The 25,108-nt window shown below is 64.9% G+C and carries 22 protein-coding genes and 2 tRNA genes; 11 read left to right on the plus strand and 13 right to left on the minus strand.

The window, feature by feature from the left end:
- Positions 1 to 24: 24 nt before the first annotated feature.
- From ACM9LZ_RS03010 to ACM9LZ_RS03030, 5 genes are all read right to left on the minus strand, one after another.
- A tRNA-Leu gene (locus ACM9LZ_RS03010) sits at positions 25 to 108 on the minus strand.
- A gap of 115 nt (positions 109 to 223) precedes the next feature.
- The gene (locus ACM9LZ_RS03015) at positions 224 to 2,599 is read right to left on the minus strand and encodes a 1-deoxy-D-xylulose-5-phosphate synthase N-terminal domain-containing protein (protein WP_416617859.1); all 2,376 of its coding nucleotides are present in this window, start codon (positions 2,597 to 2,599) and stop codon (positions 224 to 226) included.
- A 173-nt stretch (positions 2,600 to 2,772) separates the two neighbouring features.
- Positions 2,773 to 3,042 carry a hypothetical protein gene (locus tag ACM9LZ_RS03020; protein ID WP_416617860.1) on the minus strand — a complete coding sequence of 90 codons (270 nt, stop codon included), beginning with the start codon at positions 3,040 to 3,042 and terminating at the stop codon, positions 2,773 to 2,775.
- A gap of 344 nt (positions 3,043 to 3,386) precedes the next feature.
- On the minus strand, positions 3,387 to 4,853 hold the full coding sequence (locus ACM9LZ_RS03025) for an NAD(P)H-hydrate dehydratase (protein ID WP_416617861.1): 1,467 nt from the start codon (positions 4,851 to 4,853) through the stop codon (positions 3,387 to 3,389).
- Between the two features lie 176 nt (positions 4,854 to 5,029).
- Positions 5,030 to 5,105, minus strand: a tRNA-His gene (locus tag ACM9LZ_RS03030).
- A 338-nt stretch (positions 5,106 to 5,443) separates the two neighbouring features.
- Between ACM9LZ_RS03030 and ACM9LZ_RS03035 the strand changes: the two genes are divergently transcribed.
- From ACM9LZ_RS03035 to ACM9LZ_RS03050, 4 genes are all read left to right on the plus strand, one after another.
- Positions 5,444 to 5,782 (plus strand): P-II family nitrogen regulator, encoded by a 339-nt coding sequence (locus tag ACM9LZ_RS03035; protein ID WP_416617862.1) that lies wholly within the window; start codon positions 5,444 to 5,446, stop codon positions 5,780 to 5,782.
- 163 nt (positions 5,783 to 5,945) lie between these two features.
- A complete protein-coding gene (gene glnA, locus ACM9LZ_RS03040; RefSeq protein ID WP_416617863.1) occupies positions 5,946 to 7,355 on the plus strand; it encodes a type I glutamate--ammonia ligase in 1,410 nt (469 codons plus the stop codon).
- Positions 7,356 to 7,590: 235 nt separating this feature from the next.
- Positions 7,591 to 8,352, plus strand: a complete 762-nt coding sequence (locus ACM9LZ_RS03045; RefSeq protein WP_416617864.1) for an ABC transporter permease — start codon at positions 7,591 to 7,593, stop codon at positions 8,350 to 8,352.
- An 11-nt stretch (positions 8,353 to 8,363) separates the two neighbouring features.
- On the plus strand, positions 8,364 to 8,789 hold the full coding sequence (locus ACM9LZ_RS03050) for a hypothetical protein (protein WP_416617865.1): 426 nt from the start codon (positions 8,364 to 8,366) through the stop codon (positions 8,787 to 8,789).
- A gap of 61 nt (positions 8,790 to 8,850) precedes the next feature.
- Here ACM9LZ_RS03050 and pssA read toward each other — a convergent pair whose 3' ends face one another.
- The 3 genes from pssA to ACM9LZ_RS03065 all read right to left on the minus strand — a co-directional run bounded on the left by pssA (position 8,851) and on the right by ACM9LZ_RS03065 (position 11,266).
- Positions 8,851 to 9,759, minus strand: coding sequence for a CDP-diacylglycerol--serine O-phosphatidyltransferase (gene pssA, locus ACM9LZ_RS03055; RefSeq protein ID WP_416617866.1), 909 nt, complete (start codon positions 9,757 to 9,759; stop codon positions 8,851 to 8,853).
- On the minus strand, positions 9,759 to 10,451 hold the full coding sequence (locus ACM9LZ_RS03060; RefSeq protein WP_416617867.1) for a phosphatidylserine decarboxylase: 693 nt from the start codon (positions 10,449 to 10,451) through the stop codon (positions 9,759 to 9,761). The genes pssA and ACM9LZ_RS03060 overlap by 1 nt, the downstream gene beginning before the upstream one ends.
- A 128-nt stretch (positions 10,452 to 10,579) precedes the next feature.
- Entirely contained in the window at positions 10,580 to 11,266 is a 687-nt protein-coding gene (locus ACM9LZ_RS03065; protein ID WP_416617868.1) for a TetR/AcrR family transcriptional regulator, read from the minus strand.
- 118 nt (positions 11,267 to 11,384) lie between these two features.
- Between ACM9LZ_RS03065 and ACM9LZ_RS03070 the strand changes: the two genes are divergently transcribed.
- A complete protein-coding gene (locus tag ACM9LZ_RS03070; protein ID WP_416617869.1) occupies positions 11,385 to 12,152 on the plus strand; it encodes an SDR family NAD(P)-dependent oxidoreductase in 768 nt (255 codons plus the stop codon).
- A gap of 14 nt (positions 12,153 to 12,166) precedes the next feature.
- A complete protein-coding gene (locus ACM9LZ_RS03075) occupies positions 12,167 to 13,363 on the plus strand; it encodes an acyl-CoA dehydrogenase family protein (RefSeq protein WP_416617870.1) in 1,197 nt (398 codons plus the stop codon).
- Between the two features lie 78 nt (positions 13,364 to 13,441).
- On the opposite strand, the gene fcl is transcribed toward ACM9LZ_RS03075, so the two are convergent.
- The 4 genes from fcl to ACM9LZ_RS03095 all read right to left on the minus strand — a co-directional run bounded on the left by fcl (position 13,442) and on the right by ACM9LZ_RS03095 (position 18,437).
- Positions 13,442 to 14,416 (minus strand): GDP-L-fucose synthase, encoded by a 975-nt coding sequence (gene fcl, locus ACM9LZ_RS03080; RefSeq protein WP_416617871.1) that lies wholly within the window; start codon positions 14,414 to 14,416, stop codon positions 13,442 to 13,444.
- Entirely contained in the window at positions 14,413 to 15,471 is a 1,059-nt protein-coding gene (gene gmd, locus ACM9LZ_RS03085) for a GDP-mannose 4,6-dehydratase (RefSeq protein ID WP_416617872.1), read from the minus strand. Before gmd ends, fcl begins: the two co-directional genes overlap by 4 nt.
- A 129-nt stretch (positions 15,472 to 15,600) precedes the next feature.
- On the minus strand, positions 15,601 to 16,698 hold the full coding sequence (locus ACM9LZ_RS03090) for a glycosyltransferase family protein (protein ID WP_416617873.1): 1,098 nt from the start codon (positions 16,696 to 16,698) through the stop codon (positions 15,601 to 15,603).
- 56 nt (positions 16,699 to 16,754) lie between these two features.
- Positions 16,755 to 18,437: a SulP family inorganic anion transporter gene (locus tag ACM9LZ_RS03095; protein ID WP_416617874.1), complete on the minus strand. Its 1,683-nt coding sequence runs from the start codon at positions 18,435 to 18,437 to the stop codon at positions 16,755 to 16,757.
- Between the two features lie 82 nt (positions 18,438 to 18,519).
- Here ACM9LZ_RS03095 and ACM9LZ_RS03100 point away from each other — a divergent pair, with 82 nt between their 5' ends.
- From ACM9LZ_RS03100 to ACM9LZ_RS03110, 3 genes are all read left to right on the plus strand, one after another.
- Complete coding sequence (locus ACM9LZ_RS03100) at positions 18,520 to 19,851, plus strand: ROK family transcriptional regulator (RefSeq protein ID WP_416617875.1); 1,332 nt, start codon at positions 18,520 to 18,522, stop codon at positions 19,849 to 19,851.
- 108 nt (positions 19,852 to 19,959) lie between these two features.
- Entirely contained in the window at positions 19,960 to 20,856 is an 897-nt protein-coding gene (locus ACM9LZ_RS03105; RefSeq protein ID WP_416617876.1) for an ROK family protein, read from the plus strand.
- 22 nt (positions 20,857 to 20,878) lie between these two features.
- A complete protein-coding gene (locus ACM9LZ_RS03110; protein ID WP_416617877.1) occupies positions 20,879 to 22,039 on the plus strand; it encodes an AGE family epimerase/isomerase in 1,161 nt (386 codons plus the stop codon).
- A gap of 48 nt (positions 22,040 to 22,087) precedes the next feature.
- Here ACM9LZ_RS03110 and ACM9LZ_RS03115 read toward each other — a convergent pair whose 3' ends face one another.
- Positions 22,088 to 23,152, minus strand: coding sequence for a citrate synthase (locus ACM9LZ_RS03115; protein WP_416617878.1), 1,065 nt, complete (start codon positions 23,150 to 23,152; stop codon positions 22,088 to 22,090).
- Between the two features lie 104 nt (positions 23,153 to 23,256).
- Between ACM9LZ_RS03115 and ACM9LZ_RS03120 the strand changes: the two genes are divergently transcribed.
- Together ACM9LZ_RS03120 and ACM9LZ_RS03125 are read left to right on the plus strand one after the other, a co-directional pair.
- Complete coding sequence (locus ACM9LZ_RS03120) at positions 23,257 to 24,441, plus strand: citrate synthase family protein (RefSeq protein WP_416617879.1); 1,185 nt, start codon at positions 23,257 to 23,259, stop codon at positions 24,439 to 24,441.
- Between the two features lie 48 nt (positions 24,442 to 24,489).
- Positions 24,490 to 24,921 carry a YkvA family protein gene (locus ACM9LZ_RS03125; RefSeq protein ID WP_416617880.1) on the plus strand — a complete coding sequence of 144 codons (432 nt, stop codon included), beginning with the start codon at positions 24,490 to 24,492 and terminating at the stop codon, positions 24,919 to 24,921.
- The last annotated feature ends 187 nt before the right edge of the window (positions 24,922 to 25,108 follow it).

Here is a 25,108-nt window from a genome sequence, read left to right on the forward strand (position 1 = left end):
TGCGGGTCAAAACTCCAAAACTCGTGGTGCGGGCGAAGGGACTTGAACCCCCACGTCTTTCGACACCGGAACCTAAATCCGGCGCGTCTACCATTCCGCCACGCCCGCCCGCCGGGCGGACCAGGGGTCCGACCGTGGGAGCGCACCGTATAGCAAGCCCAAACAGGCTCGCCAAGCGCGGAATCTCCGGCAGGCCATGCCCGGGGGGCCTGCCGGCGTGATCCTATTCCAGAAGCAGGCGGGCCGCGGCGTCGATAACCGCGTCCGCATCCAGATTCAGGGCGCGATAAAGGTCAGGCAGGTCGGCGGACTGGCCGAAAACCTCCACCCCCAGGGCCGCCACCCTGTGCCCGCGGACGGACCCCAGCCAGGAAAGGCCCGCGGGGTGGCCATCGGTCAGCGTCACCAGACGGGCTCCGGCCGGCAGTGCGGACAGAAGCCGTTCCACGGGCGCTTCCTGCCGGCGCCCGGCCTGCCGTTCCCGGCGTGCCGCCATCCAACCCTGATAGAGCCGGTCGGCGGACGTGACGGCCAGAAGGCCGGCGCCCGGCACATCCTCCAGCATCTGCCCGTGCGCGGCCAGCGCCTCCGGCGCCAGGGCACCCATATAGATGATCGCCAGATCGGTGTCGGCTGCCGGCGGCCGCAGCCAATAGCCACCATCGATCACCGCCTTCTCGTCCAGCAGCCGGGCCGGCTGTTCCAGGGTGCGCGTGGACAGCTGCAGGTAGAGGCTGCCTCCGTCCGGCTTCTGCATATGCTCGAAGCCCCAGCGCATGATGGCGGCCAGTTCGTCGACGAAAGCCGGCTCGAAGCTGGACAGCTTCGGCAGGCCCATGCCGATCAGCGGTGTGGCGATGGACTGGTGCGCCCCACCTTCCGGTGCCAGCGTCACTCCACCCGGCGTCGCCACCAGCATGAAGCGCGCATCCTGGTAGAGCGCGTAATTGAAGGCATCCAGGCCGCGCATGACGAACGGATCATACAGCGTCCCGACGGGCAGCAGCCGCGTGCCGAACAGATCATGACTGAGACCAAGTGCCCCCAGCATCAGAAACAGGTTGTGTTCCGCGATACCCAGCTCGATATGCTGGCCTTGCGGATCACCCTGCCAGCGCTGCGCCGATACGACCTTCTGTTCCTTGAAGATGTCATGTCGCTCGTGCCGGTCGAAAAGCCCCCGCCGGTTCACCCAGGCGCCCAGGTTGGTCGACACCGTGACATCCGGGCTGGTCGTCACGATGCGGGCCGCTAGATCGGTATCCCCCTTTGCCAGGTCGGCCAGAATCTTGCCAAAGCCCTCCTGTGTGCTCATCCGTTCCGTCAGCGGAACATTCAATCGTTCCGGAACCGGGACGAATCCGGCCGATAGCCGGCGACGGTCGGTGGCCGTGAAGGGCACCTCCTCCGCCAGAAAGCGCTTCAAATCCTCCACATCGACATCCAGGCCGGCGAAGGGCTCCCATTCCTGCCCGTCACCGATGCCGCACTGCACCTTGAACGAGGCGATCTGGTCCGGGTTCATCAGGCCGGCATGGTTATCCTTGTGCCCCTGGAAGGGCAGCCCCATCCCCTTGACGGTATAGGCGACGAAACAGGCCGGCTGTTCGGCATCCGGCCCATTGGCAAGCCCGTGGAACGTATCAAGAATGGTCGGCAGGTCGTGGCCGGCCAGATTGGTCATCAGCCGGGCCAGCCCCGCATCGTCATGGCTGTCCAGCAGGCCGCGGATACCCCCGGTCGTGCCCAGATCGCGCAGCAGCGCCTCCCGCCAGGCGGCCCCGCCCTTGAAGCACAGGGCGGCGTACAACTGATTCGGGCAGGTATCGATCCAATGGCGCAGGGCGTCGCCGCCGGGCTCCCGAAAGGCCGCCTCCAGCAGGCGGCCGTATTTCATGATGACAACCTTCCAGTCCAAAGACCGGAACATGCCCGTGATCGGTTCCCACAGCTTGTCGGAAACGACGCTGTCCAGGCTCTGGCGGTTATAATCGATGATCCACCATGCATTGCGCAGATCATGCTTCCAGCCCTCCAGCAAGGCTTCGAAGACATTGCCCTCGTCCATCTCGGCATCGCCGACAAGAGCCACCATCCGGCCTTCCGGCTGATCGGTGAGGCCTTTCAGACGAACATAATCCTGTACCATGCTGGCAAAGGCCGTGACCGCCACGCCAAGCCCCACGGAACCCGTGGAGAAATCAACATCGGCCGTGTCCTTGGTGCGCGACGGATAGGATTGCGCCCCACCGAACGCGCGGAAGCGCTCCAGCTTCTCCCGGGTCTGCCGGCCCATCAGATACTGGATGGCGTGAAAAACCGGACTGGCATGCGGCTTGACGGCAACCCTGTCCTGGGGACGCAGCACATCGAAGAACAGGGCGGTCATCAGGCTGGCCATGGACGCACTGGAGGCCTGATGCCCCCCCACCTTCAGTCCATCGCGCGACGGGCGAAGATGGTTGGCGTTATGGATCATCCAGGTCGATAGCCACAACGCTTTGCGTTCAAGGGCGCGCAGATGTGAAAGGCGCCGGTCTTCATTGGCCGGCGTGGTGGAGGCCGGCCTAGTGGATGTATGGCTGCTGAAATCGGGCATCGTGCCAATCCTGGGGCTGAACGGGTTTCCTGGGAGCGCGGCGCTCTATCGGGCCGCTTTGTTCAGGACCTTGGCCGGACCGGATGGCACGACGAGGATCCCGGCCCTTTATAGGCCGGACGACGTCTTGAATGAAACGAGCGCTGTGCAGGTACCGCCTGCGCCATCCGCCGTTATCGGGTGCGGGTATTGCCGAACAACCGGTTGAAGCTGTCAACGGACAGGGTACGGACCGCCGCCGGGTTCAACCGCCTGCCGCTTGGTTCCGGACCATCCAGCATATCGTTGCGAGCAATGTAACGGACATGGGGCAAGGGAAAACCGTCTTCCGTCACTGCCAGCACCTGTGCTGTTTCAACAGTGTTGAAGATCGTTCTTTGATAAATGCCGCCTGGCACCGGTGTAACAGTTGGTTCGGAACGCTTGAACAACGATACGCCCATCGCAACGCCCCCCTGTCGCTTCTGACCTCTGCCTTTGATATTTGTCTTTGAAAATTACCCCAAGGCGGTAACGCCTTTGATCAAGACTTGGGCAGATTAACGCATTGACAAGGGTAGCGCAATGATCGAACCGCGCTTTTTGCGACTTTGTTCCCAGGAATTAACAGGTTTTTTAGAGAATATCAGAACGGGGACAGAACGGGCTCGACCAAGCCGGCCTTCGGTGAATATTCATCAGTAGGAATATTACCTCAAAGAAACCTTGCAATGCGTTGATCTCCAATATGGAAACCCCGTTCGTTCTTGAAACAAAAAAATCAGAGAACTTCCATATAATATTGATTTTAAAATAAAATATCTCGCCTTATAGCCGGAATTATCTCCGTCAGATCCTCCGCGATCAGCCCGGCACCACATCGCCGCCCTGCCTCGCCATGCCACCACACACCGGCCGCGGCGGCATCGAAAGCCCCCATCCCCTGTGCCAACAGCCCCAGAATCATCCCGGCCAGCACATCACCGCTGCCGGCTGTCGCCAGGCATGGCGGCGCATTGTGATTGATGCGCATGCGGCCATCGGGATGAACGATCAGCGTATCCGGTCCTTTCATGACGAGAATCGCACCCGAATCCGACGCGGCGCGGCGGGCCCGTTCCGCCCGTGACCCCGGCAGATCACCGAACAGACGCCTGAACTCACCTTCATGTGGCGTCATTATCCAGTCGCCGTTCAACCCCGCCCGCCGCAGGGAGGCGAGGTCGCCGGCAAAACATGTGAAGATGTCGGCATCCAGAACGCCGGCGCGATTGGCCGCCAGGGCGGACAAGGTCACCTTACGCAATAGGGGACCCGACCCCGCCCCCGGCCCCAGCAACACGGCATTGCGCCGTGTGTCGGACAACAGCGCGTCGAATCCACCCGCATCGTCAATGGGCTGCACGATCAGGCTGGGCATGGAAAGGCTATAGGTCATGTGTGCGGATGGGGCACAGGCCACTGTAACCAGTCCGGCCCCCATCCGCAGGGCAGCCCTGGCCGCCAGGCGGGCAGCACCGGTCATGATGGTGCCGCCCAGAACCAGGGCGTGGCCGCGATGATATTTATGGTCCGTCGCGGCGCGGCGCGGCAGGGCACGCCCCCAGACCGATGGCCCGTTGATAAGAATATCGACATCCATATCGTTGACCACCGCGTCGGGAATACCGATATCGGCGATCTCCACCCGCCCGCACAGCCCCCGACCCGGATACAGATAATGGGCAGGCTTGGGCCGGAAAAACCCCACGGTGATGGTGGCCGGCGCGGCACCGCCACGTACCGTTCCGTCATCCCCGTTGATGCCGCTGGGTACATCGACCGCCACAATGGGTTTGCCCGTGCCGGCCATTGCCATGATCAAGTCCAGGGCAACCCCACCCACCGGCCGGTTCAGCCCGGCGCCGAACAGGGCATCGACGATGATGCCGGCACCGTCGAGCAGACGCACGGTGGCCGGCAACACCGGGCCCGCCCAGGCCGCGGCCGCCCAGCCCGCGTCCCCGGCAAGGGCGCTCTTCTCCCCCAACAGACCGACACGGACAGGCCATCCCGCCGCCCGCAGATGGCGCGCAGCAACGAACCCGTCCCCGCCATTGTTGCCAGGGCCGCACAGGATGGTAACGGGCACCGGCCCGTCAGGTGACAGCGAGCGGACGGCGCGGGCCACCGCGCGGCCGGCTGCCTCCATCAGGGTAGGGCCGGAAATACCGGCCGCCATGGCCGCCCGGTCGGCAGCGTACATCTGCGCCACGGTCAGGATCTCAGCCGCCATCACCACCCCCTGCCTCGTCGCCCATGCCGCGGGGCCGAGGACCATCATTGGCCAGAAGCGGGCTGCCGGTCCATCAGGTTGCAGGATGCGTGACGCGGATACGAAAAAAGCCACCCTGGGGGCGGCTTTTTCGTTTGTCCCGATGGGGACCTCAGTTATTTTACCCGAAGGCAAAATGGGGCGATGGACGGGACTCGAACCCGCGACCACTCGGACCACAACCGAGAGCTCTACCAACTGAGCTACCACCGCCGCCGGGAGCCGCTGTATGCCCCAGGCGCCCCCCTGTCGTCAAGCGCTCGATTCAGAAAAAATTCAGGGGCAGCCATCTGGAAAGCGAGCGCCATATTATGATGCAAATATGGATGCAAAAATGAGCCATAATACTGGTTAATGCCCATTTTTAGGCTTAATGATGAAAAATTAATCACATATAAGCCTGTTTTTATAGCAAAGTGTCGGGACACTGGAGCATGGGGCGCACAAACCCGCGCCCTCAACGACTGGCATGGTCCGTGCTAACAATCATCCTGCGCTGGCTTGGTCGGTAACGGCTTGGCTGGCGTCGAAATTTGGAGCTGCGGGACGCGATGAAGAAGATTGAAGCCATCATCAAGCCCTTCAAGCTGGACGAGGTGAAGGAAGCCCTCCACGAAGTGGGGATCAAGGGCATCACCGTGACCGAAGCCAAGGGCTTCGGCCGCCAGAAGGGCCATACCGAACTTTACCGGGGAGCGGAGTATGTCGTCGACTTCCTGCCCAAGGTGAAGATCGAGGTTGTCATGGATGACAGCCTGGTGGAGCGCGCCATCGACGCCATCCAGCAGGCTGCCCATACCGGGCGCATCGGCGATGGCAAGATTTTCGTGACCCCGGTGGAGGAAGTGATCCGAATCCGCACGGGTGAGCGTGGTCCCGACGCCGTCTGAAGCCCGCCGCCTGACCGGCTGTCGGCAACCTCCGGCAAGTCCTGGAAGGCGGGTTCAGAATTTCCTTTCAAAGGGTCCGGGGATCGGGTAACGCCAGCGTCTGGCAGGCCCCTCCCGGGACCGGTTCAACAGCGACAAACCTCAAACCACGGAAGCAGAGGCTATGTCTGATTTGGCCAAGTTCTTCGACCTGATCAAGGAAAACGACGTCAAGTATGTCGATTTCCGCTTCACCGACATCAAGGGGAAGGTGCATCACGTCTCCCAGCACATCTCCACGGTCGACGAAGACCTGATGACCGATGGCGTGATGTTCGACGGGTCGTCCATCGCCGGCTGGAAGGCGATCAACGAGTCGGACATGACCTTGATGCCCGATCCGTCCACGGCGGTCATGGACCCGTTCTCCGCCCAGCCGCTGCTGACCATCCTGTGCGACGTGCTGGAGCCCTCCACGGGCCAGCCCTACAAGCGTGATCCGCGCTCCATCGCCAAGGCCGCCGAAAACTACATGGCCGCCGCCGGCATCGGCGACGTCGCCTATTTCGGTCCGGAAGCCGAGTTCTTCGTGTTCGACGACGTGAAGTTCGAAGTCTCGATGAACAAGGTGATGTACGAGTTCGACAGCGAGGAAGGCCCCTACACCTCTGGCAAGTCCTACGAGGGTGGCAATATGGGCCATCGTCCGGGCGTCAAGGGTGGCTATTTCCCCGTTGCCCCGATCGACAGCGCCCAGGACCTGCGCGCCGAGATGCTCACCGTTCTGGGTGAGATGGGCGTCGAGGTCGAGAAGCACCACCACGAGGTGGCCGCTTCCCAGCACGAGCTGGGTGTGAAGTTCGGCACGCTGGTCAAGATGGCCGACGGCATGCAGCTCTTCAAGTATGTGGTCCACAACGTCGCCCACCAGTATGGCAAGACCGCAACCTTCATGCCGAAGCCGGTGTTCGGTGACAACGGCTCGGGCATGCACTGCCACCAGTCCATCTGGAAGGACGGCAAGCCGCTGTTCGCCGGCAACGGTTATGCCGACCTGTCGGAAACCGCGCTTTATTACATTGGCGGCATCATCAAGCATGCCCGCGCGCTGAACGCCTTCACCAACCCGTCCACCAACAGCTACAAGCGTCTGGTGCCGGGCTATGAGGCGCCGGTGCTGCTGGCCTATTCCAGCCGCAACCGCTCCGCTTCCTGCCGTATCCCGCACGTGTCGAGCCCGAAGGGCAAGCGCGTCGAGGTCCGCTTCCCCGACCCGGCGGCCAACCCGTACCTGGCTTTCGCCGCCATGCTGATGGCCGGTCTGGATGGCATCCAGAACAAGATCCATCCGGGCGAGGCGATGGACAAGAACCTGTACGATCTGCCGCCGGAAGAGCTGAAGGAAATCCCGACGGTCTGCCGTAGCTTGCGTGAAGCCCTGGAAAGCCTGTCGGCCGACCGCGAGTTCCTGAAGAAGGGCGACGTCTTCACCGACGACATGATCGACAGCTTCATCGACCTGAAGATGGAAGAAGTGCTGGCGTTCGAAACCTCGCCGCACCCGATCGAGTACAAGATGTATTACAGCGTCTGATGTGGCCGGCCCGGCAACGGGCCGTCCCCCTCGACAGCTTGGTTCAGCAAACCCCGCCGGGCAACCGGCGGGGTTTGGCCTTTTCGGGCTGCCCTCAACCCCCTGTGCGGTTCAGATCAAATCCGCTATATGTCCGGCGATGCAGGATATGACGCCCCGGACCGACAGGTCCCCGACCGCTTTCGCCATGCCCGGTTTTTGGGGTGGCTCCCCCCGGCGTATCATGGGCATGGTGATGCGCAACTGGTTCCTGATCCGGCAAAGCTGGCCGCGCATTCTGGAACTCTGCTACTGGCCGACGGTACAGCTTCTGATCTGGGGCTTCATGTCGCAATTCCTGCGCGGCAACTCTTCCATCCTGGCCGGCGCGGCGGGCATGCTGATCGCCGCGGTGCTGCTTTGGGAAGTGCTGGTGCGCACCCAGATCGGCATGAGCCTGACCTTCCTGGAGGAACTCTGGTCCCGCAATCTGGGAAATCTGTTCGTCAGCCCGCTGCGTCCATGGGAATGGGTCGTCTCGCTGGTCGTCATGGGTTTCATCCGCGTGCTGCTGGGACTGATGCCGCCCATCTTCCTGGCCATGCTGCTCTTCGATGTCAGCCTGTTCGATCTGGGGTTGCCCCTGGCCGGCTTTTTCGCGAACCTGATGATGCTGGGCGTGTCGGTGGGATTGCTGACATCGGGCATCATCCTGCGTCACGGGCTGGGTGCCGAATCATTCGCCTGGATGGCCGTTTTCGTCCTGGCCCCCTTCTCCGCCGTCTATTACCCCGTTTCGGCCCTGCCTCCGATGGTGCAGTACATCTCGATGGCGCTACCCTCCACACACGTGTTCGAGGGCATGCGCGCGGTGTTGTTCGAGGGGCATGTACCGTGGGGGCAGTTGGGGGCTGCCGCCATTCTCAATCTTCTCTATCTGGGGTTGGCCGCCCTATACTTCCTGCGGGCCTTCCGGGATGCGCGCAACCGCGGGGCCTTGTTGCAGGCGGGTGAGTGAAGGTTGCCAGGGTGTCGGACAATAAACGCAAATACGCGGTACAGCGGCCCAAAGGGTCGAAATGGGAAACATTGTCCCTGGTCGACAGTCTGGGCCAGGGCCAGCAGGAATTTCGCAGCGCCGTATCCCTGCACGGAACCGGGCCTGTACGCCTGATCCAGGTGGATTTCGTCAGTGACGAGGCATTGGCTGATTTCGATTGGCGCCTGATCGAACTGCACGACCCGCGCAAGGGCGACCGGCCCAAGCCGACAGTGGTCGCCGGGAGCGAGCGGACGGCCAAACCACCGGCCCGCAACAAGGCAGGATCGGCGGTGAAAGGTTCAAAAGGTAACGCCCCGGACGAGAAGGTCCCCGTGCCGGTAAAAACCTACGTCATCGCCTTCATGTTCGGTGCCGCAGCCCTGCTGATATGGGCACTGTTCTATCGGACGTGAAAGGAAGAATGGAAGAGGGCCAAGCCTGCTGCCAGGCCCCGCCTGCCCTCTCCTCCGGCCGTCAGGCTTCGCGCCCCGGCTCCTCGATCGTCGGTACCGGGGTTTCCGCCGTCGTTTCATCGTCGGCCATCTCCTCCGGCGCAGGGCCTTCCTGGAGCTTGGCCGCCTCCGCCGCCAGCAGCTTGTACCGGCGCGCGGAAAACGGAATGCTGGCCATATAGACCAGCCCGACCACCGACAGGGTGGCCCAAGGCGCACTGACCAGGGCGGCGGCCGTGATCCCCACCCCCAGCAGCACGAAGACAACATAGCGCTGCGGAATGCGCAGGCCCTTCATGGAGAAGGTGGGAATGGCGCTGATCATCAATCCTGCCACACCCACGGTCCAGGGCACGACAATCCAGGGCGTGTCTATGACGCCCGGCCCGATCTCCAGCGTGGCGATCAGGGGTAACAGCGCCAGGAAAGCACCGGCCGGCGCCGGCACCCCGGTAAAGTAATTATAGGCGAAAGGCGGCTTTTCTGCCGCCGCCCCCAGCATGGTGTTGAACCGTGCCAGCCTCAATGCCGCGCAGACGCCCATCAGCAGGGCCGCCATCCAGCCCAGCGTGCGTGCGTCATCCAGCGACCAGAGGTAAAGGATCATCGCCGGGGCCACGCCGAAGCTGACCACGTCGGACAGGCTGTCCAACTCCTCGCCGAACTTGCTCTGGGCATTCAGCATGCGGGCGATACGACCGTCCAGCATGTCGAAAAGGGCGGCAACGGCAATGGCCAGCACCGCCTCCTTCCACTTGCCCTCCATGGCGAATCGAATGCCGGTCATGCCCGATGCCAGATTAAGCATCGTCAGCATGTTGGGCAGAAGCTTGTTGATGGACAGACCCGACAACCGGGGCGGGCGCAGCCGCCTGACGCGGTGGCGATGGCCCGCGACGCTTTTCTGCGGCGGGCTTCTATCCGCCGTCATCAGCGGACCTCGCCCTCACGCTGCTGTTCCAGGCTGGTCAGGTCGGCCAGGATGGTCTCACCGGCGATCATCTTCTGACCGACGGCGACCAGGGGATGAACACCTTCAGGCAGATAGACATCACAGCGGCTGCCGAACCGGATCAGACCGTAGCGCTCGCCGGCCTTCAATGCCTGAGCGGGGGCCACCCACCAGATGATACGACGCGCCACCAGACCGGCGATCTGCACGAAGGCCATTTCCCGGCCGTCCGGCAGGCCCAGGCGGATGGACATGCGCTCATTCTCGTCGCTGGCCTTGTCCAGGTCCGCATTGAGGAACTTGCCGGGCTTGTATTCCGCCGCCTTGACCACCCCATCGGTGGGGCAGCGGTTCACATGCACGTCGAACACATTCAGGAACACGGAGATGCGGGTCAGCTTCTCCTCCCCCATGCCCAGTTCGGGCGGCGGCGCGGCCCTGGTGATCAGGGTCACGCGGCCATCGGCCGGGCTGACAACCAGCCCTGGCTTGGTCGGCGTCACACGATCGGGATCGCGGAAGAAATAGACGCACCACGCGGTCAGGACCAGCCCGATCCAGCCCAGGAACGGCGTCCAGGTGGCGAGCAGCGCCGACACCACGGCAAACAGGGCGATGAAAGGCCAGCCGGCCTTGTTGATCGGGACGATAACGGTTTTCAGCGCGGACATGGTCTTTCGCGGCTACCCGGTGGTGAAAGTTCGATACGGCCCATACTAGACAGTCAGGACCGGGATTTGAAGCAAGATAGGACGCCGACGGCGGCCCCCTGCCCGAAATCCCATATCGGCATCCCCCATCATGGGCGCAAGGCCTTTTCGACAAAGGCGATGACGGCAGCGGCATAGGCCTCTGGCGTCAGGCCGCGCCGGCGGTGCTTGGCACGCTTTACGTACCAATCCTGCAGCAGCGGCTTGACCAAAGCGGCCGTCATGGTGGCATCAACCTGCGCGAAAACACCGCATGCCATCCCCTGTTCCAGCGTCTCGGCGATCATGCGCTCAGTCATCAGCTCGCTGGCCACGGCCTTGTCTCGTCCCTGCCTGGAAAAGGCCTTTGCCTCCATGAAGGCAAAGACGAACCAGGGATGCATTACCTCCGACAGGTAGATATGCGTTGCCAGCAGCCAGCGCAGACGGGCCGCGGGATCTTCCTGCGGCACATGGGCCGCATCGGCCAGCACCTCCTCCACCGCGCCGACCACCTGGCCCAGGATCATCAGAAGCAGCGTGTCCTTGCTGTCGAAATAGGTATAGAGCGCCCCCATGGACAGGCCCGACTGTTCGGTCAGGTCGCGCAACGTCATGGAATGGAAGCCCTTGCCGTTCGCCAGGGCCAGCGTCGTTTCGATGATGCGGGCCAGGTTGGCCACGGCCACGGCCGGCTTTTTCACCCGGATCGTGGCTTGATGACGCTCCAGCATGCGCCGGCAGAGTGCTTCCATCGACAGGTCATGACGCGCCTGGAACTCCCGCAAGGTTCCCATCAACCGCTCTCCCGCTCCGGCCCCTTTCCGCCCATAGCACGGATCGGCATTGCCGGCGAGCAGGCTTTGACCTATAAAAATAGTGAGCGTTCGCTCTAAAATTGGAAAGAGGTTCCCAATGGCGGCGTTTGCCGATCTTACCGGCCGCACGGCCCTGATCACCGGCGCGTCCAGCGGCCTGGGCCAGCATTTCGCCACCTTGCTGGCACGGGCTGGTGCGCGTGTTGCATTGGCCGCCCGACGCACGGACAGGCTGGCGCAGGCCTGCGCCGATATCCACGCTGCCGGCGGCCATGCCGTGCCGATCGCGCTCGACGTGACCGATCCGGCGGCTGTCGATGCAGCCATCACCGACACCGTCGCGGCGCTGGGTGGCCTGGACATTCTGGTCAACAATGCCGGCGTCACCGCCAGCACCTCGGTCCTCGACCAGTCGGAAGCCGATTGGGACCGGGTGGTGGATACCAATCTGAAGGGCTGCTTCCTGGTGGCCCAGGCCGCCGCGCGGGCAATGCGCCAGCGTGGCGCAGGCGGCAGCATCGTCAACATCGCCTCCATCCTGGGATTGCGTGTTGCCGGCCACGTTTCGGCCTATGCGGCGTCGAAAGCCGCGCTGGTGCAACTCACCCGCAGCATGGCCCTGGAATTGTCGCGTCATGGCATCCGCGTCAATGCGCTCTGCCCCGGCTATGTGGAGACGGACCTCAACCAGGATTTCTTCGCCAGCGAGGCCGGAAAGGCGCTGGTGCGCCGCATTCCCATGCGCCGCCTCGGCCGGCTGGAGGATCTGGACGGCCCGCTGCTGCTGCTCTGCTCCGACGCCGGTGCCTTCATGACCGGCACCGCCATCCCTGTGGATGGCGGTCATCTCGTCTCCTCCCTCTGACCGGAGAACAAGGAATGGATTTCACGCTGCCCCCCGCGCTGGAGGATTACCGGACCCGTGTCCGCGCCTTCGTCTCACAGGAAATCCTGCCCATCGAGGCGGATCGCGCCAATTGGGATGAACATGAGAATATCGCCGAGGCGCCGCTGGCCCTTCTGCGTGCCAAGGCAAAGGCAGCCGGGCTTTGGGCGTTGCAGATGCCCCGCGAACTGGGGGGACAGGGCCTGCCCTTCGTCGGCCTGGCTGCCTGCTACGAGGAAATGAACCGGTCGATCTTTGGCCCCGTCTGCTTCAATGCCGCCGCCCCCGACGACGGCAACATGCGCGTGCTGAACCAGGTGGGAACGGATGCGCAGAAGAAGCGCTGGCTGATGCCCATCATCAATGGCGATGTCCGTTCCGCCTTCGCCATGACCGAGCCGCATCCGGGCGGCGGGTCCGACCCGTCCATGATCCGGACCAAGGCCGAGCGAAAGGGCGACCGCTGGGTCATCACGGGCCATAAATGGTTCATCACGGGGGCCGACGCGGCCCAGCATTTCATCCTCATGGCCCGCACGTCCGACGATCCCCGCAAGGGCCTGACGGCGTTCCTGTTCGACCGTGATCAGCCGGGCTGGCGGATCGAACGCCGTATCCCGATCATGGGGCCGGAAGAGCATGGCGGCCATTGCGAACTCATCTTCGACGGGCTGGAGGTCGCGGATGAGAACGTGCTGATGGGCGTGGGTGATGGGCTGAAGGTCACGCAGATCCGTCTGGGTCCGGCCCGGCTGACGCATTGCATGCGCTGGACGGGGCTGGCCAAACGCAGCCTGGAGATTGCCGGCGATTATGTGAAGGAACGCCGGAGCTTCGGCACCACCCTGGCCGAGCATGAAGGGGTGCAGTGGCTGCTGGGCGAGGCCGCCATGCAGATCGAGATCGCCCGGCTGCTGACCATGAGGGCCGCGGCAGAGCTGGACCGTGGGCATTTCGCCCGCAAGGAAGTGTCGATGGCCAAGGTGCAGGTGGCCGAGACATTGGGAAAAGCCGTCGATACCGCTATCCAGCTTTGCGGAGCCAGGGGCTATTCCCGCGATACGGTGCTGGAATGGATCTACCGCTATGCCCGGCAGGCCCGCCTGGTCGACGGCGCGTCGGAGGTCCATAAAATGGTGCTGAGCCGCGCCTACCTGCAGGAGGGCGACGGGTTCTGGGACTGGTCATAACCGCCGGTCCCGCGCCTGGGACCGCGCCCATCGTCCGGCGACATGTGCCGGACGATGGGCGCGGAAAACCGGCAGGTGTCAGAGACCGCGCAGCCCGCCCTTCGCAGCTTCTTCCAGGAACCAGCGATAGGTCCGGTCCAGCCCTTCCGCCAGGCTGGTCCTGGCGGTCCAGCCCAATCGGGCCAACCGGGCATTGTCCATCAGCTTGCGCGGCGTGCCATCGGGCTTGGAATGGTCGAAGACAAAACGGCCCCGCCAGCCGACCGTGGCTGCCACCTGTTCGGCCAGGGTCCGGATCGACACTTCCTGGCCGGTGCCGACATTCACATGCTCGTACCCGCTGTAATTCTTCAGCAGGAAGACCAGCGCGTCGGCCAGATCATCCACATACAGAAATTCGCGCAACGGCTTGCCGGTGCCCCAGATGGTCACCTCCGGCGCCTTGGCCAGCTTGGCTTCATGCAGGCGGGCGATAAGGGCAGGCAGCACATGGCTGCCCTGGGGATGAAAATTGTCGCCGATACCATAAAGGTTGGTCGGCATGGCGGAGATATAGTCGCAGCCATGCTGCTTGCGGAAGGCCTGACACAGCTTGATGCCGGCGATCTTGGCGACGGCGTACCATTCGTTGGTCGGCTCCAGCGGGCCGGTCAACAGCGCATCTTCCGCCATTGGCTGGGGCGCCAGCTTGGGATAGATGCAGGACGATCCCAGGAACAGCAGCTTGCCGACATTGCTGCGGAACGCCGCCTGCACGATGTTCGTCTCGATGACCAGGTTGTCATAGAGGAAATCGGCGGGATAGCTGTTGTTGGCCAGGATGCCGCCGACACGGGCAGCGGCCACCACAACGGCATCGGGCCTGTTGGCGGTGACCCATTCCTCCACCGCCTGCTGGCGGGTCAGGTCCAGTTCATCCCGGCTGGCCGTCAGGATGGTGCAATCCTCCGACGCGAGGCGGCGCACGACGGCGGCGCCGACCATACCGCGATGACCGGCCACCCAGACACGCTTGCCGGTCAGGTCATAGGGCTTCAGGTCGCTCATGCTCATCCCCCTGCGCCGGCAGAGGCCAGCAGTTTCACGTCGGCCTCGACCATTTCCTTCACCAGATCGGGGAAGCTCGTCGTGTGGGTCCAGCCCAGCTTTGCCTTGGCCTTGGCCGGGTCACCCAACAGCAGGTCGACCTCCGTCGGGCGGAAATAGCGCGGGTCGATGCGTACCAGCACGTCGCCGGTGGCGGCGTCACGGCCCAGTTCCTCCACGCCCTCCCCGCTCCATTCGATGGTGCGGCCGACATGGCCGAAGGCACGTTCCACGAACTCGCGCACCGTGTGGGTCTCACCGGTGGCCAGCACGAAATCCTCGGCCTTCTCCTGCTGGAGGATGCGCCACATGCCCTCCACATAGTCGCGGGCATGGCCCCAGTCACGCTTGGCATCCAGGTTGCCCAGATAGAGGCAATCCTGCTTGCCATGATGGATCGCGGCCACCGCCCGGGTGATCTTGCGGGTGACGAAGGTCTCCCCGCGGATCGGGCTTTCATGGTTGAACAAGATACCGTTGCTGGCATGCATGCCATAGGCCTCGCGGTAATTCACCGTGATCCAGTAGGCATAGAGCTTAGCCACCGCATAGGGGCTGCGCGGATAGAAGGGCGTGGTTTCCTTCTGCGGGGTTTCCTGCACCAGACCGTACAGTTCCGACGTGGAGGCCTGGTAGAACCGGGTCTTCTCCTCCAACTTCAGGATGCGGATGGCCTCCAGCAGGCGAAGCGTGCCGACGGCGTCGGCGTTGGCCGTATATTCCGGCGTCTCGAAGCTGACCTGCACATGGCTTTGGGCGGCCAGATTATAGATCTCGTCGGGCTGCGTTTCCTGCACCAGACGGATCAGGTTCGTGCTGTCGGTCAGATCGCCGTAATGAAGCTGGAACCGGACATCATTCTCATGGATGTCCTGATACAGATGGTCGATCCGGGCGGTGTTCAGGGAAGAGGAACGGCGCTTCAGCCCATGGACGACATAGCCCTTGGACAGCAGCAGTTCCGACAGATAGGCACCGTCCTGGCCGGTGACGCCGGTGATCAAGGCAACCTTACGCGACATGCTTCCACTCTCCAGGGTGACGGCGGCACCGCCACCGTTATAAGGATACCGCCTGACCGCCCCGCCAGCGGCGAACAACCGCTGCTCATACCGTGTCGCAGCGGGAATGTGAACCCGCTGCGATCAGGGTCACTCGCCACCCAGCGTCTGCAGCGCGTCGAACACGGCATCAACATCGCCGACATCCGCGCGGATATAGCGCTGTCCTTCCCGTTGTCCCTGCCGGCAGATCAGGTCCACATCCGATTCCGGCGATCCGATATAGAGTACATCCCGGCCGGACGCGATGCAGCCATAAGTCTTCGACGGAATGACATAGGCCACGAACCCGTCGCGCAACGTGATCAGGTGCGCATCCGGCGTCACCAGCAGGCGACCGAGATCGCCGAACGGCACGGGCCGGCCGCGCGCCACGGGCAGCCCTTCGGCCTTCAGCCGCTGTTCCACCAGTTCGGCACCGGCACCGATGGCGTTCAGCCACAGGCCCACCCGACCATTGCCTTGCCGGTGGTGCCGGATATAGGCATCGATGAAGGTGTCGGTATCGTGCGCCACGCCCCAATTGCCGGAATAAAGCAGCACCTTGCGGCCCTGAAGCTCCGACGGAACGGGCAGCGGCACCTCCTCCCCCGTCAGTTCCACAGGGGGCGGGTCGCGCTTCAGCACGATATTCTCCGCCGGGATGCCATAGCGGCGCAGCAGGCGCACCTGATCCTCACCCGACGCCTCGAACCGCTGCACGCGGCGGCGCAGGCGGATGGTCAGCGCAAGGGCGGCGTCCAGCACCTTCGACGGCGTGGCGCGCGACGCGATCAGGCATTCCGGATGGAAATCGGCGATGCGGTAGATCAGCGTCTTGCGTAATACGACATTCAGCGGCACCAGAAAATGCAGCAGGAACGGCGGCGACCCCGTGAACAGGATTTCATCCGCCGCCGACAGATATTTCCAGGCACGGGAAATCAGCATCGCATTGGTGCGCACGGTCCAGGCCAGCCGCCGGGCCAGACTGGCCCTGTCCAGCGGCGGGGCCGGCAGGCGCAGGGTGCGCACGATGCCGTTGCCGACCGTTTCCTCGGTCATGGAGGCTTGCGGACCGGAAGTCAGGCCGACCAGGGTGACATCGTATCCCAAGGCCGCACGCTCGCGGCAATGCATCACGGCATATTGACCGACAGCACCGAAATCGGGCGGCAGCCAGTCGCACAGGTAAACAAGCTTGGTCATCTTCAGCCGGGCCGGTTCATCCAAGCCCGGCATTGACTGCGAAAGCACCTTTCCTGTCAATGCACCGTCGCGTCCGGGCTGCCTCCCGTCCCCGCCAGCAGGCGGCGCGCCTGTCTGCGGGCCTGTTCAACCGTGCCCGCGAAAATGACGGCCCCTTTGCGATGGCGAAGCCCCAGGCCGTGCAGCACCCCCAACGGCTGGCGCTGCACCCCGGCCAGCACGATATGGGCACCCCGTCTTTGGGCTCGGCCGACCAGCGTGGACAGCGCGTCCGCGCCCGTGGCGTCCAGCATCGGCACGGTCGTCATGTCCAGCACCAGCACGCGGGGCGCGCCCCCTGCCCGGTCCAGCACATCCAGCAGCTTGCGCGCGACGCCGAAGAACATCGGTCCGTCGATCCTGTACATCACGGCACCCGGCGGCAGGCCCGCGGCCAGTTCCGGCTTCTCACCGCTTTCCGACACGCTGACCGTTTCCGACATGCGGTGCATGAACAGCACAGCGGCCAGGATCACCCCCACCTCGATGGCGACGGTCAGGTCCACCAGCACGGTCAGGGTGAAAGTGGTGACCAGGATGACGCGGTCGCTGACGGGGGCCGCCCGCAATTCATGCAGGAAACGGCCCGCATCACTCATGTTCCAGGCCACGACGACCAGGACGGCCGCCAGCACCGCCAGCGGCACATAGGCCGCCAGCCCGCTGAAAGCCAGCATGAACAACAACAGGAAGCCGGCATGCAGCATGCCGGATACCGGCGAACGGGCGCCGGAGCGGATATTGGTCACCGTGCGTGCGATGGCACCCGTGGCCGGCAGCCCGCCGAACAGGGCGGACGCCGTATTGGCCGCCCCCTGGGCCAGCAGTTCGGCATTGGGCCGGTGCCGCCGCCCCGTCATGCCGTCGGCCACGACGGCGGACAGCAGCGACTCGACACCGGCCAGAAAGGCGATGGTCAGGGCCGCCGGCAACAGGGCCCGCAGCTTCTCCAGCGTGATGACGGGCAGCACGGGGGTCGGCAGATGGTCCGGAATGCCGCCGAAACGCGATCCGATGGTCTCCACATCAAGCCCCAGAGCGAATGCCAGCACGGATGCCAGCACCACGGCCACCAGGAATCCCGGAACCCGGGGCGCCAGCCGCCGCAGGCCCAGGATCAGCGCCAGCGACCCCAGCCCGACCAGGGCCGCCACATCCACCGTGTCCCGCGCCGCCCAGAAGGCCGGCCATTTATCGATGAAATCCGCCGGCACCGTCTCCATCGACAGCCCCAGCAAATCCTTGATCTGGCTTGAGAAGATGATGACGGCGATGCCGGCGGTAAAACCGGTGACGACCGGTTCGGGAATATATTTGATCCACTGCCCCAGCCGCAGCACGGCGGCAGCCACAAGGATCAGCCCGGCCATCAGCGTCGCCAGCACCAGCCCGTCATAGCCATGCCGGTGGATGACATCCACCACCACGACCACGAAGGCCCCCGTCGGCCCCCCGATCTGCACCCGGCTGCCCCCCAGCGCGGAGATCAGGAAACCCGCGACCACCGCGGTGACCAGCCCCTTGTCGGGCGTCGTGCCCGACGCGATGGCCAGCGCCATGGCCAGCGGCAGGGCCACGATGGCCACCGTAAGCCCGGCGATGGCATCTGCGCGCAGCGCGGCCAGGCCGTACCCTTCCCTCAATGTGGTGACCAGCTTGGGCAACAGTTCACGGGAAAGGGAGACAGGCGCGGCGCTCATGAGCGACCCCCGGAACAACAGAACGATTTATGTAGTTCAGGGAGGTTCCGCCTTTTCCATGGTGTTAGTCAAGGGGGCTGTGATGCCCGAAACGATCGTCCGGCCCACCATCCCATTGCCCTTCGCGGCCCACGGGCGTATTCCGGAAGCGCGATCCTCCCCCTTATGTGTGCGTCGAAAGCCCCTTTGCACCATGCCATCCGATCCGCCCTCCATCCCGGCCGCCGTGGGGGCCAACCTGTCGGGGACGAACCTGGAACGGGCGGGTGACCACAACCAGCGGGTGACGTTGCAGGCCATCCGCGTCGGTGGGCCCATCACGCGCGCCGATCTGGCGGAAATCACGGGCCTGACGGCCCCGGCCATCGCCAATATCACCCGGCGCCTGCTGGCCGACGGGCTGATCCTGGAAGCCGGGCGCCTGATGGGCCAGCGGGGGCAGCCGGCCATGAAACTGGCCATCGATCCCGATGGCTGCTTCTCCGTCGGCGTCAATATCGACCGGGACCATATCACGCTGGTCGTGCTGGACCTTCTGGGCCAGGTTCGGGCACGCGCCACGCGAGAGGTGAACTTCGCCCTGCCGGCGGCGGTGGCGGCCTTTGTGCGGGACACATTGCCGGCCCTGCTGGAAACGGGCGAGATCACGCCGCAGCGGCTGATCGGCCTGGGGGTGGCCCTGCCCGATGATCTGGGCCGCATCCATCTGCCCCATCAGCCCGATACCTATGCCGTGTGGAACCGGACGGACATCCCGTCGCTGTTCACGGGCCTGCCACCCCTGCCGGTTTTTGTGGAGAATGACGCGACGGCCGCCGCCCTGGGGGAGGCGCAGTTCGGGCTGGGTTTGCGACATCCCAGTTTCTTCTATCTGCTGGTCAGCCGCGGGCTGGGCGGCGGGCTGGTGCTGGATGGCCAGTATTTCCGGGGAGCCGACGGGCGCAGCGGGGAAATCGGCTTCCTGCCCGTGCGCCATCCCGGCCTGCCGGCGCGAACCCTACAGGACGCCGTATCCCTGTCGGCCCTGTTCGATCATCTTGCGGAACGCGGTCATCCCGTCGGCCAGCCGGACGACCTGCTGTCGCTGGATAAGGCGGGACAGGCCGCCTTGGCCGACTGGGTGGAAATGGCGGCCGGGCTTCTGGCCGATCCTGTTCTTGCCATCAGTTGCCTGATCAATCCGCAAGCCGTGTTCGTGGGAGGGCGGCTGCCCGGTCCCATCGTGGAGGCGCTGGCCGATGCCGTGAACCGTCGCACACGCGGCGCGGCGGGTCTGGTCCCCATCGTGGCACCGCTGCGCCGGGCCGCCATGGCGGCGGATGCCCCTGCCGTCGGGGCGGCCATCCTTCCCTTCAATCATCGCCTGCTGCCGGGCCGGGCCGTCCTGATGAAAACGGCGGAGGAGCAGGCTTGATTGCGGTTTCTTATTTCAATTTGTCTATTTAAAAATCCACTGATAGCTTCGCATCATGCAGAATGAAGCCGCCCGTCTACCGGGCGCCGGGATGGGGAACGTCGTTCGATGGTCAGAATAGGGGTGGATTTCGGCGGCACGAAGATTGAGGTCGCCGCTCTCTCGGACGATGGTGCATTCCTGTCGCGGCTGCGGGCCCCCAATCCAGGCAATTATGACGACGCCATCACGACGGTGCGCGACCTGATCGACCGGACGGAGACAGCAACAGGCAAGGCGGAAAGCGTGGGCCTGGGCGTACCGGGCAGCGCCAACCCCAAGACCGGCCTGATGCGCAACGCCAATTCCACCTATCTGAACGGCCGCAACTTCGCCGCCGACCTGACCACGGCACTGGGGCGGCCTGTACGGCTGGCCAACGATGCCAATTGCCTGGCCTTGTCGGAGGCCTCGGATGGCGCGGCGGCCGGGGCGAAGGTGGCCTTCGCCATCATCATCGGGACCGGCTGCGGTGGCGGCCTGGTCACCCATGGCAGGTTGGTGGAAGGAGGCAACGGCGTCGGCGGCGAATGGGGACACATGCCCCTGCCCTGGCCCCGACCGGAAGAAATGCCGGGCCCCACCTGCTGGTGCGGGCAGCAGGGGTGCCTGGAAACATGGGTATCGGGCACGGGCCTGCGCCGGGACCATGCCGCCACCACCGGTCGCGACCAGCCCGGAGAATGGATCATCGGCGCAGCGCGCGACGGCGACAAGGACGCCGCGGCAGCCCTGGATCGCTATATTGGCCGGCTGGGCCGGGCCATGGCGGTCATCTGCAACATTGTCGATCCGGACGTGTTCGTGCTAGGTGGCGGCATGTCGAATGTCGATGAACTTTACGGCCGGCTTGAAACAGCCATCCGGCCTTATGTGTTCTGCGACAGTTGGGCCGCCCGTATCGTCCCGGCACGATGGGGCGACAGCTCGGGCGTGCGCGGGGCGGCGCGGCTCTGGCAGTCCTGACCATGAACGGATGGTGACATTCATGACCGCGCCACACCTTCTTCCCGCTATTGAACGCCGCGACCGCCTTGTGCGATGGCTGGTCGACCAGGCCTATCCGCTGTGGTGGCAGGCGGGTTACGACCATGAGCAGGGCGGCTTCCATGAGAAGCTCGACATGCAGGGCCGCCCCGTGGCCGCGCCGCGCCGGGCGCGCGTGCAGCCGCGGCAGATTTTCTCCTATGCGCTGGCACCGGCCCTGGGGTGGAACGGCCCGGCGGCAGAGATCGCGGACAAGGCCCTGACCTGCTATCTCCAGCGCTACCGCCGGCCGGACGGGCTGTTCCGGACGCTGGTGGCGGCCGATGGCAGCCCGCTGGATGACAAGGCCGATCTGTACGACCAGGCCTTCGCCCTCTTCGGCCTGTGCAGCGCGGCGCAGTTGCTGAACCGTGTGGAGGATCTGCACCCTGTCGCCGTGGCGCTGCGCGATCAGTTGCGGGCCCTGTCCGGCCACCGGGGCGGCTTTGCGGAAATGCCGCGCGGCAGCCTGCCCCTGCAATCCAACCCCAATATGCATCTGTTCGAGGCGTCGCTGGCCTGGGAGGCAGCGGGGGGCGATGCGGGCTGGTCCGCCATGGCCGATGGTATCGCCGAACTGGCCCTGTCGTGTTTCATCGACACCGGCAATGGCGGCTTGCGGGAGTTTTTCGATGCCGACTGGCGTCCCGCCTCCGGCACGCCGGGCCGCATCATGGAACCCGGCCACCAGCTTGAATGGGCCTGGCTGATGCTGCGCTGGGGCAAGCTGCGCGGGCGGCAGGACGCGCTTGAGGCTGGTCTGCGGCTGGCCCGGATCGGGGAGGTCCACGGGGTGGACCCGGCGCGCGGCGTCGCCTTCAACAGTCTGCTGGATGATTTCAGCATCCATGATCACGATGCCCGCCTGTGGCCCCAGACCGAGCGGTTGAAGGCAGCCCTGCTGGCAGCCGAGGTCACGGGCGACGCCGGCTGGTGGGACATGGCCGTCCATGCCGCCGATGGATTGCAGCGCTACCTGGACACACCCGTGGCGGGACTGTGGTGGGACCGGATGACACCCGACGGGCGCTTCGTGGCGGAACCGTCGCCCGCCAGCAGCTTCTACCATATCACGTGCGCCATTGCCGAAATGGATCGCGTCATCGGCGCCAGCCTGGATTAGGATCCGCGGGGACCGGAATGCAAAAGCCTTCCGGTCCCCGCCCCACCCTCAGGCCGCCAGCGGACCGATATAGCGCGACGCAGGCCGTATCAGCCGGCCCGTGGCCTCCTGCTCCATCACATGGGCGGTCCAACCTGCAACCCGTCCCATGGCGAAGACGGGCGTGAACAGCGACCGGTCCAGCCCGACCGCGTCCAGCAGCAACGCCGTGTAGAATTCAACGTTGGTTGCCAGAGGCCGGCCGGGGCGATGATGGGACAGGGCGGCGATGGCTGCCTGCTCAACCTTTTCCGCCAGGCGGATGCGGGGGCTGGAAAGGGGCGCCAGCGCCCGCTTCAACACTTCGGCCCGCGGATCACGCACGCGATAGATACGGTGGCCGAACCCCATCAGCCGACGTCCCGCCGCCAGTTCGGCACCGATCCATGCCGGTGCGGCGCCGTCGGTGCCGATGGCGTCCAGCATGTCCAGCACCGGCCCCGGCGCACCCCCATGCAACGGCCCCTTCAAGGCACAAAGCCCCGCCACGACGCTGCTGATCAGCCCCGCCCGCGTCGAGGCCACGATACGTGCCGCAAAGGTGGAAGCGTTCAGCCCGTGATCGCTGACCGTGACCAGATAGGTATCCAGGGCACGGGCTTTGGCAGGATCAGCAGCGCTTCCCGTCAACATCCGAATGAAATCAGCCGCATGGCCCAGATGTTCATCCGGTTCAACGGGATCGAGGCCGGCCAGATGGCGGGCGTGCGCGGCGACGAAGACCGGGACCGCCGCCGCCACCGTCACGGCATCATCGGCAGCCGACCCATCAGCCAGCGAGGACAGCATCAGGCGCAAAGCCTCCACCGCGCTCAACCCCGCCGTGGCCGGCAGCAACAGGGGCAGCCGGCGAGCCACCCCCACCCGCGCCCGCGCCATTGCCGCGGCAAGCCTCCGACCGTTCCCACCCAACGGGTGGAAGTCCTGCCACAACAGCGCGGTGACACCCTCGAAATCCAGGCCTTCGGCGGCATGCTCCACCGGAAGCCCGCGCAGGACCAGGCGCCCGGCCGTCCCGTCGACATGGCTCAACACCGTTTCAGCCGCGATGATCCCATCCAATCCGGTCGTCATGATCGCCTCTCCACATTGGTCGCATCTGTGGACAGGGTTCATGTGGCCGGATATACAGTCAATATTGATTCAATGAATCAATATGAAATGGATGAAACCGGCAGATGCACCAGCCCCTGACACTGTCCGCCAAGGAAGCCGCAGCCGAGCTGGGCGTCAGTCTGCCCACGCTCTACGCCTATGTCAGCCGGGGCCTGATCCGGTCGGAGGCACCGGCGGGCGGGCGCACCCGGCTTTACCGGGCAGACGATGTGCGCGCGCTGGTGACGCGGCGTGACCGCCCGGCCGACATGGCCGGCGAGCGGGCACTTGATTGGGGTGCGCCGGTGCTGGAGTCGGCCATCACGCTGATCACCGGGGACGGGCTTTACTATCGCGGCCGCGATGCCGTCGTTCTGGCGGCGGGTGCCACGCTGGAAACCGTCGCCGCACTGCTATGGGAGGTGGCAGAGGCCCCCTTTACCGAACCGCCGCCGGTTCTGCCCTCGCCTGAGGCCGGATTGGCCGCGCTTGACCCGCTGGACAGGCTGTTGGCGCTGTTGCCAACGGCAGCGGCCGGTGATCTGCGTTCCATGAACCGCACACCGCTTGGCCTGGCCCGCACCGGCGCCCGCATTCTGCGGATGATGGCGGGTGTACTGGCCCAGGCCCGGCCCTCGCAGCAGCCCCTACACAGGCAACTGGCGGACGCCTGGGGCGTGACGGGAGAAGGGGTGGACCTGATTCGCGGGGCGATGGTCCTTTGTGCCGATCACGAATTGAATGCCTCGGCCTTCACCGTGCGCTGCGTCGCCTCCACGGGGGCCAATCCCTATGCGGCCCTGTCGGCGGGCATCGGGGCACTGCGGGGGCCACGGCATGGGGGGATGACGGCGCGGGTGGCCGCCCTTCTGCCCGGGCTGCTGACCGGGCCGGACCCCGTGCAATCCCTGTCGGCCTTTCTGGCGCGGGGAGAGGAATTGCCCGGCTTCGGCCACCCGCTCTACCCGCGGGGCGACGTCCGCGCGGCATGGCTGCTGCGGCGCATGGCGGCGGCATGGCCGCAGGATGACCGCCTGCATCGGGCGCTGGCCCTGGCAAAGGCGGCCACCGACCTTGCGGGCAGCCCACCGACAATTGATTTCGCGCTGGTCCTGCTGGCCGACCGGCTGGGCCTGCCGGCGCACGCGCCGATCACGCTTTTCACCGTGGGGCGCAGCGTCGGCTGGGTGGCGCATCTGCTGGAGCAGGTGCGGTCCGGCATGCTGATCCGGCCGCGCGCCCGGTACACGGGCCTGCGCCCGGGCTGATCCCCCTGCCCTCTTGCCCAAACCGGATCTGTCCGCCATATCCAGGATATGACGAACCCTGCCGACAAATATGCCGATGAGGCGTTGCGCATCGATCCCGTCAAGATGCGCAGTGATGCGGATCTTGTCCGCGGACGCTTTTGGGACAAGCTGCGGGCCAGCCTGTCACGCCTGCCCTTCGCGCAAAAGCTGATCGCCGCGCGCTATGCCGCCACAGACCCGGCCACCCCCGTCCGGGACAAGGCCGTGCTGCTGGGCGCCCTGGCCTATTTCATCATGCCGCTGGACGCCATTCCGGATTTCGTGTCGCTGTTGGGCTTCACCGACGATCTCGGGGTGCTGCTGCTGGCCCTGCGCACCGCGTCGGGCGCCATCCGCCCCGAACATCACGCCAAGGCCAGGGAATGGCTGGATGGCGGCCCCCTGGCGACCGCCGATCCGGATGAGGTGGCGCGTGGGCGCGTGATCGACCATGAATGACGCCCATCAATCACGCCCCTGAATGATACCGGTCCGTCTGCATGATGGCGCCCCGGATGGCGCCCCGGCGCCGGGGCCGCCTGGAACACATAAAAAGGCCCCCGACCTGTCGCACGGCCGGGGGCAGCGGGAATATCATGGATAATACCAACGTGCGATGAGTAGAACTCATTGCACGTTGGTTCGG

The sequence above is a fragment of the Niveispirillum fermenti genome (genome assembly GCF_048066175.1).
Classification (GTDB): Bacteria; Pseudomonadota; Alphaproteobacteria; order Azospirillales; family Azospirillaceae; genus Niveispirillum; species Niveispirillum fermenti.